The 12,265-nt window shown below is 59.9% G+C and carries 8 protein-coding genes and 3 pseudogenes; 5 read left to right on the forward strand and 6 right to left on the reverse strand.

Features of this window, described 5'->3' with window-relative positions:
• Nucleotides 1–36 precede the first annotated feature (36 nt).
• The 3 genes and pseudogenes from MKD38_RS31180 to MKD38_RS31240 all read right to left on the reverse strand — a co-directional run.
• Nucleotides 37–1,335, reverse strand: a pseudogene (locus MKD38_RS31180) (Tn3 family transposase); the annotation flags it as partial.
• Between the two features lie 55 nt (nt 1,336–1,390).
• Nucleotides 1,391–2,350, reverse strand: a complete 960-nt coding sequence (locus MKD38_RS29560) for an IS5-like element ISRta5 family transposase (RefSeq protein WP_012354468.1) — start codon at nt 2,348–2,350, stop codon at nt 1,391–1,393.
• A 117-nt stretch (nt 2,351–2,467) separates the two neighbouring features.
• Nucleotides 2,468–3,454 (reverse strand): annotated as a pseudogene (locus MKD38_RS31240) (DUF4158 domain-containing protein); the annotation flags it as partial.
• Between the two features lie 297 nt (nt 3,455–3,751).
• Between MKD38_RS31240 and ltrA the strand changes: the two are divergent.
• Nucleotides 3,752–5,464, forward strand: coding sequence for a group II intron reverse transcriptase/maturase (gene ltrA / locus MKD38_RS29575; RefSeq protein WP_018003737.1), 1,713 nt, complete (start codon nt 3,752–3,754; stop codon nt 5,462–5,464).
• 348 nt (nt 5,465–5,812) lie between these two features.
• Here the strand turns inward: ltrA and MKD38_RS29580 are convergent, their stop codons facing one another.
• On the reverse strand, nt 5,813–7,531 hold the full coding sequence (locus tag MKD38_RS29580; RefSeq protein ID WP_012354465.1) for a tannase/feruloyl esterase family alpha/beta hydrolase: 1,719 nt from the start codon (nt 7,529–7,531) through the stop codon (nt 5,813–5,815).
• A 324-nt stretch (nt 7,532–7,855) separates the two neighbouring features.
• Between MKD38_RS29580 and MKD38_RS29585 the strand changes: the two genes are divergently transcribed.
• Both MKD38_RS29585 and MKD38_RS29590 read left to right on the forward strand, forming a co-directional pair.
• The gene (locus MKD38_RS29585) at nt 7,856–8,506 is read left to right on the forward strand and encodes a TetR/AcrR family transcriptional regulator (RefSeq protein ID WP_012354464.1); all 651 of its coding nucleotides are present in this window, start codon (nt 7,856–7,858) and stop codon (nt 8,504–8,506) included.
• A gap of 383 nt (nt 8,507–8,889) precedes the next feature.
• Nucleotides 8,890–9,576, forward strand: a complete 687-nt coding sequence (locus MKD38_RS29590) for a Crp/Fnr family transcriptional regulator (RefSeq protein ID WP_012354463.1) — start codon at nt 8,890–8,892, stop codon at nt 9,574–9,576.
• 58 nt (nt 9,577–9,634) lie between these two features.
• Here MKD38_RS29590 and MKD38_RS29595 read toward each other — a convergent pair whose 3' ends face one another.
• Entirely contained in the window at nt 9,635–10,837 is a 1,203-nt protein-coding gene (locus MKD38_RS29595) for an acetyl-CoA C-acyltransferase (RefSeq protein ID WP_012354462.1), read from the reverse strand.
• Between the two features lie 7 nt (nt 10,838–10,844).
• Nucleotides 10,845–11,618, reverse strand: a complete 774-nt coding sequence (locus MKD38_RS29600) for an SDR family NAD(P)-dependent oxidoreductase (protein WP_012354461.1) — start codon at nt 11,616–11,618, stop codon at nt 10,845–10,847.
• A gap of 15 nt (nt 11,619–11,633) precedes the next feature.
• On the opposite strand from MKD38_RS29600, the gene MKD38_RS29605 reads away from it, so the two are divergent.
• A complete protein-coding gene (locus tag MKD38_RS29605; RefSeq protein WP_018003739.1) occupies nt 11,634–11,837 on the forward strand; it encodes a hypothetical protein in 204 nt (67 codons plus the stop codon).
• Nucleotides 11,815–12,265: pseudogene (locus MKD38_RS29610) on the forward strand (AMP-binding enzyme); the annotation flags it as partial. The gene MKD38_RS29605 and the pseudogene MKD38_RS29610, both read left to right, overlap by 23 nt.

The raw sequence follows: 12,265 nt of genomic DNA on the forward strand, positions 1-12,265 counted from the left end.
CTCATCGCTAGCGCGATGAGTACTTCAGCAGCCTGATAGATCGAAGCCGAGCAGCTTCGACACAGCCATTCCCACGTTCGTATACCCATGCGTATCAACGGCAAGCGCGAGCAGGCCGCCGTCCTCGCGCGTGTCGCTGTGGCGCACTGCCCCTTCGATTGCAACCCCCGCCTGGCGCTCGTTAAGGACGATGGGCTGGTTGTACACGATGCCATGCTGGTCCAGGACGTGCGTGTAGATACCTACTGCATGGGTGCGCCTACGCGGGTCGACACGAGCGTAAAACAGATGAGGTGATGTATCCAGGCTCATCGAGTCGCTCGAGGCTCGCTGGCCAGTTCCCCACAACTCTGTAATGGGGTGCGTACGTTGAAACTCGACCACGCGCGCGTTGGCGCGCGACAGCCGGCCCGACATTTCGAGCACACGCATTGTGTTCGAAATCGCCGCAGCATCGACTTGCTGAATCATGGCGGCAACGCCTTTCGCATCGATCTCGGTGCCGTGTGCCATCAGCGCGCCGTAGAGCGAGACAAGTTCTTTGGCATCGCGTGCCTTCCGCGCCAGCAGTACTTCGCTAAATCCCGTGTGGACATCCACCTCCATCATGAGATCCGCAAACTGAGCTGCGCCGATCGCCTTGAACAGCAGGTCTCGTGTGCGCCTCGGTATCCCGTCCGTCGGTAGCGCCTCAAGTGTCGAGAGGTGCAGAGCGCCATCCTTGCCGATTGTCACGCGTCCGGCTTCGCGAGCCTCCTCCAGCGCGGCGAGACTGGCCTTCAAATTCTCAGTCAATCGCTCGAGAAAGGGATCCGCGGTAGCTGGTAGACCCAATAATGATAGGTGCCGGTCTCGCTCGGACTCCCATTCTGACGGTGGAATCAACATCTGGTCACGTTCACGAAAGGACAGACTGTGGTTGATCCACACCGACCCGCGGCGCAGATCTTTGCGCAAGCTCGTGATCGCGGAGGCTTCCAGAGCGTGCAGTGCACGCTTTCGATCGTCGCAGTCGACCAAAGCGCGCCAGTTGGCGCTAATCGGGACGCCGTGTTCAATGGGCAACTCCGTCGCGCCGTCATCGCGCAGCCTGGCGATAAGCTCGAGTTGCTGTAGGCTAGGTTCTGTGTCCCGACCCGAGAATTCCAGTTCACATAGGGGTGCAAGGAGACTACGGATGCGTCGGTAATCATCAGTCAGCGTTTCGCGCACGCTGGCCGCATGGCTGGCTGGAGGCTTGTCCGGTAGCTCCCCAAGAAGTGCTCCTATCTCTGCAAGTCGGACTTCTGCCGGGCGCGTGTTGTCATGAACGAGCGCTTTGATCACGACCAGTTGTGGCGTTGTTGCATAAATCGAGATTGAAAACAGGGGCTCCTCGGTGAGGCTGAACTCAGGCGATACAGACGGATTGCGGGCGAGCGAGCGCGACCATGCGGTTGAGCACGCCCGCACGGATGGCCACTTCGGTGGCCTGCGACCCGATTTCGCGTGCCCACAGACTGTGTCCCGTCAGCGTCTTGAGGCGGTACATCAGGGTCTCTGCCAGCGAGCGCCGGTGATAGCCGCTGGCGGCTTTCCATTCGCGTCGACTGCTCTTCTCGATGACATCGATGGCCTCGTTACGCCAGGCTGCACCCGGCGTACTTTCGGACCATGGCTTCGCTCCATCGCGTGGTGGAATCGAGGGCTGTGCATCCCGCGCGGCAATCGCCGCGTGGCACGGCTTGCTGTCGTAAGCGCCGTCGCCTCCGATGGTATCGATCGGTGTATCAGCGGGGATTTGATCGAGCAGGTCGGCCAACACTTCGCCATCGCCAACGTCCTGATGGGTCATCAGCGCGGCACGGATTTGGCCGGTGTTCGCGTCCATGGCGAGATGGACCTTGCGCCAAGTCCGGCGCTTGGACCAACCGTGCTTGCGAACCTTCCACTCGCCGTCGCCGTAAAGCTTCAGTCCAGTGCTGTCGATCACCAGATGCAGCGACTCGCCGGTACGAGAGGCGGGCAGCACGACGTTCAGATTTTGCGCGCGGCGGCTCAATGTCGTGTAGTTCGGCACTGGCAATGTTGGGAAGGCCAGGGTGCGCAAGCTCTGCGCGAAGCCTTGCAGCGCGCGCAGCGGCAGGTGGAACACCTGCTTGAGACCGAGCAGACCCTGGATCAGCGCATCCGTATAGACGAGCGGGTGGCCACGCTTGGGCGACTGGGCTTTAGCCGGTGGCACGAGCAAGCTCTCTTCGACCCACATCGTCACGTCTCCTCGGGCTATCAGCCCCTTGTTGTACTGCGCCCAGTTCTTGACGCGGTAGACCCCCTTGGGCTCGGCTTGCTGTCGGTTGTCCTTGCGCATCGTCCCGGAAAAAATCCAAGACACTACGCCGCATCGTCAGAAGTTAACAGAGCCAGCGTTCCAGCCGTTGCGCGTAAACGTCAGCCCAACCGACCCCGGATTTATGCAACAACGCCCCAGTTGTTGTCGATATTCAACAGAAGAGCGAGCCTGTTTCGTTGTGGTCTTGTTGTAGGCGTGCCGAACCAGATCGGAAACGCGGCGCCCTATTTGATAGAGCAGAGAATCGGTCAACTCGAGCAGCGTCACGCGCAGGAAAAATACCAGCTCAAGAGTGCGCGCCGACCCTTTGAGCTCGCGGGTCTTCACCGGACGGCGCGCCTGAATCCGCTGTGCCCACGCACGCTGCTTATCGATCGGCACGGTGTCCAGCGTCCATGTGTGTACACCGATCTCCTTGAGAAACCGAATCTTTTCCAGCGTTTCGGTGATCGTCGTCGGACTGTGCCGGGCCGGCGGCGTCTTGAGCCAGTCGAGAACGGTCATGTCTGCGGCGTCGTGTTGGCTCGATAGCGCTGCATCGGCGCGCCTCAGTTGCGTCTCAGGGACGGTCGCCTCGATCAGGGCGAGCGTGTCGCGCTCGGTCTCAGCCCAGACCGATCGTCCGAGATCTCGCAACGTCCGGTCGGCGGGAATCAGAATCCTTCGTTCGTACAGCCAGCAGTTCGCGTGCTGGAGTAGTTCGTCGAGCGTGAGCGACTCCTTGGCATTTTTGCGCATCCATGCTTCGAGGCCTGCCCATTGGTCCGGGCCGATTGACTTCAACCCCAGATGCCGTCAGGCCCAGATCAGGTGGTCATAGAGCGTTTTGTACCGGCGATATAGGGTCCGAAGCGATGCAATGGTCGGCGTCGTCAAACCGAGCCGCTGGCCGATGTAGTGGAGCAACTGGCGCGGCAGCGTACTGACTTGGCCGAGGCTATGCCCACTTGCGCGCAGGAATACCAGTTGGATGGCCGCCCCAGCGCGCCGGTCGGGACGAAAGCGCTCATTGAGCGCTGCGACGTCGCTGTCGGTCAGTGCGAAATATCGCTCCACATCGAAATCCGACAACCGCGTCGGCAACCGGTCCCTTCCCACATAGCGAAATCCCAAGCCCGGCATCTCTTGCCCCCATCGAGATGGCGCGATACGAATCGCGGGCGCATATGTTACGCCCTCCTCTCATTCGTAGCCGTCAACAAGTGTGGGCTTGTCGGAAAGCGTTGTGGACAAAGGCTTTCGGGGAAACCGCCAGATTTTGCACGAAAAGTACGATTAGTGCGCCAGGAGACTGGCAGAGAGTAGTCGATGAAAGTTCGATACAGGAAAGGAATAGCGAACCACCCTGGCCCCGAGTCATGCGGCGGCACCCGCGAGGGTGCAGCCGAAGCGTTGACAGGGGAGAGTGCAGGCCAGCCATTGAGCCGCGAAATCATTCTGTCTGGAGCGCCGACGCTGTTGATCGAAGCGGAAGGCAACATCGTCGAGGGCGCTAAACGCGAGTTCTCGGCGGGCTCCACGCGGTCGAAGACCCTGAGCATGCACAGAAGCTCTCTGCACAGGAACTGGGAGATCTCGCCAGTGCCCACCGAGCAGCTGGCGGTGGGCGGGTCGGGGAAGGCCGATGGCCGTACGCCCGACATCGACGCTGGCGAGAAGTCAGATGCTTGCGTAGTACCGAGGAACGATCCGAACAACGACGCGGCCGCAAAGCCGGCGTCTGCGGAGGATCGGGAGGGAAGGCGAGCAGCCAAGAGGAACGCCGAACAATCTCCCGCGCCCCGGACACAGAGCCGGTCCCGCGCGTCGACGGGGTTGAACGGCGTACGCGAAGCAGCCTGTGCCCAAAAGGCATCGGGCAAGAAGGTGCAGTTCACCGCGCTGATGCACCACATCACGCCGCGATTGCTGATCGACAGCTTCATGCATTTGAAGAAGTCGGCGGCGGCCGGGGTTGATGGAGTGACATGGCACGACTACGAGGAATGCTTGGTCGAGCGGATAGGCAAGCTCTGGGACGCGGTGCAAGCTGGCCGCTACCGTGCCCTGCCATCAAGGCGAGTGTACATACCCAAAGCGGACGGCAAACAGCGTCCGCTAGGCATCGCTGCGCTGGAGGACAAGATCGTCCAGCAAGCGGTGGTGACAGTGCTCACACCAATCTACGAGTCCGACTTCCTTGGGTTTTCCTACGGGTTCCGGCCCGGACGTGGCCAGCACCAAGCGCTTGATGCGCTGTGGGTGGGGCTGCATTGGAAGAAAGTGAACTGGGTGCTCGACGCAGATATTCGCTCGTTCTTCGACACGGTCGACCACGGGTGGATGATGCGGTTCCTTGAGCACCGAATTGCGGATAAGCGCCTGCTGCGGCTCATCCGCAAGTGGCTGACGGCCGGCGTCATCGAGAACGGGGCGAAGACGGAAATACGGGTAGGTACCCCACAGGGGGCGGTGATCTCACCGCTGCTCGCGAACATCTACCTGCACTACGTCTTTGACTTATGGCTCCAGCGATGGCGTCGCCGCGACGCTAAGGGTGACGTGATCGTCGTGCGATATGCTGACGATAGCGTTGTGGGCTTCGAGGCCGAGGCTGATGCCTCGCGATTCCTGGAGGCCTTAAAGGCACGATTTGCTCAGTTCGGGCTGTCGCTCAACGAACAGAAGACGCGAGTGTTGCAGTTTGGTCGCTACGCGGCCAGCCTACGCAAGCGCGCTGGCTTGGGCCGGCCGCAGACGTTTGACTTTCTTGGGTTCACGCACATTTGCGCGACCAAGCGGTCGAATGGCGGTTTCATCGTCAGGCGGTTGACATCGAGCAAGCGGATGCGTGCCACACTCAAGGCACTGCGGCAGGCGCTGTACCGGCGCCGGCACGAACCGATCGCAGTGGTCGGCACATGGCTACGCCGTGTGATGCAGGGCTACTTCAACTATCACGCCGTCCCGGGCAACAACCTGCGATTAAGTAGATTCCGTTCTGGGGTCTGCCGAGCCTGGTTACATGCCCTCCGGCGACGTGGGCAATATGGGCGAATGTCCTGGGCGCGATTCCTCCGACGGGTCGCGCCATATGTACCGTCAGTTCGCGTTCTACACCCTTACCCAACACAGCGCTTCTTCGCGTCATGACTCAAGGCAGGAGCCGTATGCGGTAGCCCTGCACGTACGGATCTGTGCGGGGGGCGGGGGGTAACCTCCGTCCCTACCGCGATCCCCGTCACACCCTCCCCATTCCCACCAAGCAGGTGATGACGTGGTGCAATGGCGGTAGCCGGCCAGTCTCAGCCATTCGCGTCTAGGCGGTGAATGGCTGAAGTCAATCCTACTTCGGCCTTCAAGAACTGCGCAGCCGGCCTATTTTTAGTTCCGCTCAGCGCGGAACAAGGGATGAAGTCCAATTACCACCAGATCCTCGACATGCATTGGCCCGACGAAACGTCGGGCCAATGTGGTTGCTTTACCTGTGCATTCGATGGTTCAAGCAGTACAGACGTAACTTGTTGCACTGTTCGGGTCGCCCCCGACATACTTTGGCCACGCGGGATACTCGCATACCGGGCGCTTTCTACCGGTAGTTGGCGGAGTAACATCGGTAACGATCAGATCATGGGGTTCCACCCCTTTTGTCACCCAATAGTCCAGGGCCGTCAGGCTGTCGTAACCCCCTTCAAATTGGCCGCCGAAGCCATGCGCTGCGCCCGGGAGCAAATAGAACTTCAGGAACGATGAGAGCTGGGACTGCCCATAGGCTGCAAGCAGGCGGTTGTACAAGTCAACGGACATCTGCGCAGGAATAAACTGGTCCGCCTGCCCATGTTGCAGGATCAACTTTCCGCCTTTGTTTTTGAAGGCATCGAAATTGACGCTCGTTCCGTCTATCAACTGACTCACCGCTTGTGTCCGCGCGGTCAGGGCGCCGGGATTCGTGAACCCGAAGGTAAGGATGTCGAGGCTCGGGTCGCGAGCAATTGCATACTTCACCAGGGCATTCGGGAAGGCATAGAAGAACGATGCCTTTGCCACATCAGCCGTGGCCGGATCCGCAACGGCGTCCGCTGCTGATGAACCCAGGGACGGATACAGCGGCCCCCAAAAGTCGGCACCAGCAAGTACTTTGTAGCCCGGGATGGTTCGAATACCATTCGCGAAGTCGAAGGTAGTGATGAGCGGCGTGGCGATTGTCGCCACGGTATTGAGTTGTGCATCCGACAGACACGTGTCTCCAGTGTCTGCACCGCCTGGACAGCGCAGTGTAGCCGCGTCAAATCCGCACGCGCCTGGATTGCTGATGACACCATCCGCTACCCCATCAAGGGTATCGCACTGCGACATGACCGCGTCTCGCAAGACCTTGCCCTTAGCGGCATTGATAAACCCGCCGGGTGAGAGGGAGGCTTGCGAAATTCGCCCCATCTGGAATGAGAGACCAAGCAGCCCGGACGCAGGATAGCTGGCGATGACGCCATCGTAATCAGACGCATACTTTTGGGCCGCAACGAGCCCCATCCGACCTCCTCCAGATCCCCCAATGAAGTAGCTCTGGCTCGCGGATTGCCCATATCGCGTCTTCATCAGAAACGTCGCGACGTCGTGCGTCTTTTTTATGTGGCTTCCTGCATAGTTTGCTAGTGCCTCATCGTTTGACGCGAAGGTCCCGACGAAGTCATTGGCTGCCTGGTGGCCAGCATCGCTACCGTAGGTGACATAGCCTCGAGCCAACGGGGCAAGGACACCGCTCGGCTCGCCATACGGCGAGAATCCCGATGCGGCGAAGCCAGTCGTGTCAGGAATGACTCCATCAAGTCCACCACCGCCAAAGTGGAGCGACTTCCCGTTCCATGCCGTAGGAAGGTCAACTTCGAATTGGATGTCGGGTGCAGAAGAGTCAACGGGATGAATGCCGCCCAGTACTTTGCAGAACTCACCGCTCGTATTGCCGCTGTCGCTCGCAGCGACCAAAGTTGCAGAAGTTATCGTTGCCCCCGTAGAGGCCAAGCCAATATTTCCTGCTGGAATGGCAATGCCCTTCAACTCGCCGCACAGTTCCGTCGGTGACTTTTGCGCAGTCGTTGGGCCAGGTGCACCGACTGATGGGGCGCTCTCTTCACCCCCACATCCAGCCAGCGAGATCGCCAATGTTGAGAGGACGGTCAAAGCCCCAACGCTACGCCAAACCTTATCGCGAGCATGATTCATAGTTGTGTCTCCTTGCCATGTTGTACGCAGTGCTCCGCGGTCCCATGCACTTCACTGCCGACTCCGATCGGCCATCGTGCATCGACGCGTGCATCTGGATTGCCAACTCCAGTGCTCACGGAACCCACAGCAGGAACAGTAACGATCGTCGCGTGCGAAGATTGTCTTGCATAGGACAAAGCTGTGCGTGCGTCAGGATGCAGGATCATCAGAGGCAACGGGGTTGCGTCGTGGGCACGGGGTGACAGTGCGTGGCATAATCGGCGCACCGCCATCGCGTGGACCGCGGTCCCCATGCGGAAACAGAACTACGGCAGATTCGACATGCAAGATCTTCCGAATGGACACCGGGTCCGGATCCGACGCCGTGGCGCCGACAAGCATCCCCTTATTCTTAAAGCGGCGCGCGAACTTGTGGCGCAATCAGGCTTTCGCGAAGCGCAGATGACTGCGATCGCGGATGCTGCCGGCATCGCGATAGGGACGCTTTACCGCTACTTTCCCTCCAAAACAGAGTTGATGATCGAAGTCGTCAAATCGGCGGCACAACGCGAAGTCGAAGTTGTAGCGGGAATTGCGATGCGAGACGGCGCCGCCTGCGAGAAGCTTGGCGCGGCCGCCTGGACCTTTGCCAGCCGGGCGCTCCGCGGTCGACGACTGGCCCATGCGCTCGTCGCTGAACCTGTAGAACCCGACGTAGAGTCAGCGCGCCTGACTTATCATCGGGCCCTCTCCCGAGTCTTCAAGACAATCATCGAACAAGGCATCACCGAGAAGGCATTCCCCGCTCAGAACGCCGCTGCTTCAGCAGATTGCATCGTTGGCTGCCTGTTTGAAGGCCTCGTCGTGCCGCTAAGCAATGAGGCCGCTGAGGCGTCGACGTCCCTGAGTGCGCATGCCACCGCAATCATCACATTCTGCCTGCGCGGAGTTGCGGGGCAAATGCTGTCCTTCCCTCCCCCGAGCGCCGCGTAGTAACGCAGGGCCGCCTACCTGGTTTCGCGCAAATAGGAATCCAAATTGCACTTAAGAGTGCCACGCGACCGATGACGAGTAGCGTAGTGCACTTTTAATAGCCTTAAAGCCGGGAAATTTCCTGCTTTTACTGAGCATTAGGGCTTGACATGGGCCGTTGAGCCGCTTAGCCTTAAGTGGAATCATGATTCGCTTAAGATCATCCTGTCGGCGAATCGGCGCTCCGCAGCCGAACGCGACGCAAGGTTGACTTCCGTTCGTGCACACCGTACGCAGCGAAGAAGAGCCTTCCCACGGGCAACCAAAGAGAACTCGCTATGCAATCGCTATCCCCCGGCTTCGGGAGACAGATTTCTCGGCCGCCGCTGCCCGCTGAGACGACCATGCGCGCGTCGCTCGCGTCATTCTTTGGGAATTCCGCTTGGTTCGATCGCCTGACGGACCAGGAAAAAGCGCGCGTCATGACGGACTCCTTTGAAAAGCACCTGACCGCCGGAGGCACGGCCTGTCACCGCGGCGCCCCGGCCGATCATTGGCTTGGAGTTGTCGAAGGTATTGTCAAAGTAGATACTGCATCCGCATGCGGAAGAGCCATTACTTTCGCCAGCATGCCCGCGGGCGCATGGTTTGGCGAGGGTGCTGTCCTCAAGGACGAACCACGACAGTATTCGGTAGTGGCATTGAAAGACAGCCGGATCGCCTATGTACCGAAAGCGACTTTCCTCTGGCTGCTCGAACAGAATCACACATTTAGCCGATACGTTATCGATCAGCTCAACGCACGTTGTGGCTACTATGTCGGCCTAGTGCATAACCTGAGGCTTCACGAAGCAGCAGGTCGTGTGGCGTTCTGCCTCACCGAATTGTTTCACCGTCAACTCTACCCTTCGACCGACCGGACCCTGGCGCTGTCGCAGGAAGAAATTGGACGGCTCACAGGACTGTCGCGCCAGAATACCAATCGAGCGCTTCGCGAACTTGCTGATGCAGGCATGGTTGCAATGGAATACGGCGCGATCCAAGTGATCGATCTTGAGGGACTTCGGCAATTCGCCCACATGGGCGACTAATCCACGTTTGCGACAGCAGTCGTGCTGCATCGCGTCGGAGATGCAGCACGACCGATGATCAAGCCATCTCAACGGCGACGGCGGTCGCCTCACCACCGCCAATGCACAGGCTGGCGATCCCTCTACGGCCGCCAGTTTTCTTAAGCGCTGCCAACAGCGTGACCAGGATCCGCGCACCCGAAGCGCCGATGGGGTGACCCAAGGCACAGGCGCCACCGTGGATGTTGATCTTGTCCCGGTCCAGCCGGAGATCGCGCGCGGCCGCCATTGCGACAACCGCGAATGCTTCGTTGATCTCCCAAAGATCGACTTCCGATGCGGACCATTCCAGTTGCCCGAGCAGCTTCTGGATCGCCCCGATTGGCGCAGTGGTGAATGTCGCCGGAGTTTGCGCGTGTGTCGCGTGACCGACGATCCTCGCAATCGGTTGCAGCCCCATCGTCTCTGCGACGGATTGCCGTGCAAGAACCATTGCGGCAGCCCCATCCGAGATCGAACTCGAGTTTGCAGCCGTCACCGTCCCGTCTTTCCTGAAAGCAGGCTTCAGGGTGGAAATACGGTTCAGATCAGCCTTGCGGGGCTGCTCATCACTTCTTACCTGCACCCGCCCCTTGCGACCCTCCAACGTGAGTGGCACGGTCTCCCAGTCAAAGTCCCCGGCTTCCATTGCGGCTTGCGCACGCAGCGTGGACGACACCGCCCATTCGTCTTGCGCATCTCTTGTGAATCCGTACGTAGCAGCACAGTCCTCCGCAAAGGTTCCCATCAAGCGTCCGCGCGTGCCTTCGCTGTAATGGTCTTCAAGACCATCAAGGAACATGTGGTCCAGGACCGTCCCATGACCCAGTCGATACCCGCCTCGAGCCTTCGGTAACAGGTAGGGCGCATTGGACATTGACTCCATGCCGCCCGCGACCATGATGTCGTTGGTCTTCGCCACAAGCAGGTCGTGCGCCAACATGACCGCCTTCATACCGGATCCGCATACCTTGCTGATCGTGGTGCACGGCACGGCGAGACTCAGGCCGCCGTGAATGCTGGCCTGGCGCGCCGGAGCCTGGCCGACGCCAGCCGGCAGCACGCATCCCATGAGCAATTCCTGGACAGACGTTACATTCACGTTCGCGCGCTCCACGGCCGCACGAATGGCAGCGCCTCCCAGTTCCGGGGCCGTCAATGGGGACAACTCTCCCTGAAAACCGCCCATTGGCGTTCGCGCTGCAGACAGGATGACGATGGGGTCGATGTTTGAGTTCAGCATGATTCCCTCACTTTGCTGCCATACGGATGGCACCGTCGAGTCGAATGACCTCACCATTGAGGTACGAGTTGCCAATCACATGCTTGACGAGATCCGCGAATTCCTGCGGCTTGCCCAACCGCGGAGGAAACGGTACAGACGCACCGAGCGACTTCTGCACTTCATCCGGCATGGCCAATAGCAATGGGGTAGCCATGATGCCCGGCGCAATCGTGACCACACGTATCCCGAAGCGCGCGAGTTCACGCGCCAGCGGAAGCGTCATTGCCACCACCGCGCCCTTTGAAGCTGCATAAGCGCTTTGGCCGACCTGTCCGTCAAAGGCAGCAACAGATGCCGTGTTGACGATAACGCCGCGCTCCCCATCGCCTGTTGCCTGCTGTTCCGCCATCAGGGCGGCCGACAACCTCAGCACATTGAACGTGCCGGCAACATTGATCTCCAGCACGCGCTGGAATGAGGCCAGCCCGTGCACGCCGCTCTTGCCAATCACCTTCTCAGCGGGCGCAACGCCTGCACAGTTGACGAGTCCTCGCAACGGTCCAAGCGCCTTGGCATAGTCGAAGATTTGCTTGACGCTTTCCTCTTTCGTGACATCAGCCCGGACGAAAATGCCGCCCACCTGCCTGGCAACAACCTGTCCCGAGTTCGAGTCAAGATCGACGACGACCACTTTCGCCCCTGCCTCCGCCAGCGCCATTGCGGTGGCGGCCCCGAGGCCCGATCCGGCCCCCGTCACTACGAATACGTCTCCGACCCCAAGGGCGTTGTTCCCAGCCATCGCGGTGCGTACCTGATGAGACTGGATAGCCCTCCGCTGGTTATTGATATCCTCGACCCCCTGGCGCCGGCGGGAGAGTTGATTGGCGAGTTCGAATATGAGCAGTTTCTTCAGCAGGGCGATCCGGCTTTTCCGGGTCTCTATCCCGAGGATGAATGGGACGCCATCGCTCTGAACTACACCTCGGGCACAACCTGGATTGTATGTCGCGGATCCTGACACGATGAGTGCTGTGCCGTGGGATGGCAAGACTCAGGGCGAACTCATGTTACGTGGCAATATCGTGATGAAGGGGTACCTGAAAAACCCCGAAGCCACCCAGCGCGCGTTCAGTGGCGGGTGGTTCCACACCGGCGACGTGGCAGTGGTGCATCCGGACGGATACATCCAGATTACCGATCGATCGAAAGACGTCATTATCTCGGGTGGCGAGAACATCTCGTCCGTCGAGGTCGAAGATGTCTTGCACCAGCACCCGGCGGTGCTGATTGCCGCGGTTGTGGCGCAACCTCATCCCAAATGGGGAGAATCGCCCTGCGCGTTCATCGAACTCAAGGATGGGGTGAGCGAACCTGCCGAGGAGGGAATCATTGCCTTTTGTCGGGCACGACTGGCGCACTACAAATGCCCCGTGCGCGTTGTTTATG

The organism is Cupriavidus sp. WGlv3 (assembly GCF_023952475.1).
In the GTDB taxonomy this organism is placed as follows: Bacteria; Pseudomonadota; Gammaproteobacteria; order Burkholderiales; family Burkholderiaceae; genus Cupriavidus; species Cupriavidus phytorum.

Excerpts from the sequence above, each read along its gene's own strand:
- MKD38_RS29560 (WP_012354468.1), bottom strand. The coding sequence starts at position 2,350 with ATGCGCAAGGACAACCGACAGCAAGCCGAGCCCAAGGGGGTCTACCGC.
- MKD38_RS29580 (WP_012354465.1), bottom strand. The coding sequence starts at position 7,531 with ATGAATCATGCTCGCGATAAGGTTTGGCGTAGCGTTGGGGCTTTGACC.
- MKD38_RS29585 (WP_012354464.1), top strand. The coding sequence starts at position 7,856 with ATGCAAGATCTTCCGAATGGACACCGGGTCCGGATCCGACGCCGTGGC.
- MKD38_RS29590 (WP_012354463.1), top strand. The coding sequence starts at position 8,890 with ATGCGCGCGTCGCTCGCGTCATTCTTTGGGAATTCCGCTTGGTTCGAT.
- MKD38_RS29595 (WP_012354462.1), bottom strand. The coding sequence starts at position 10,837 with ATGCTGAACTCAAACATCGACCCCATCGTCATCCTGTCTGCAGCGCGA.
- MKD38_RS29600 (WP_012354461.1), bottom strand. The coding sequence starts at position 11,618 with ATGGCTGGGAACAACGCCCTTGGGGTCGGAGACGTATTCGTAGTGACG.
- MKD38_RS29605 (WP_018003739.1), top strand. The coding sequence starts at position 11,634 with ATGAGACTGGATAGCCCTCCGCTGGTTATTGATATCCTCGACCCCCTG.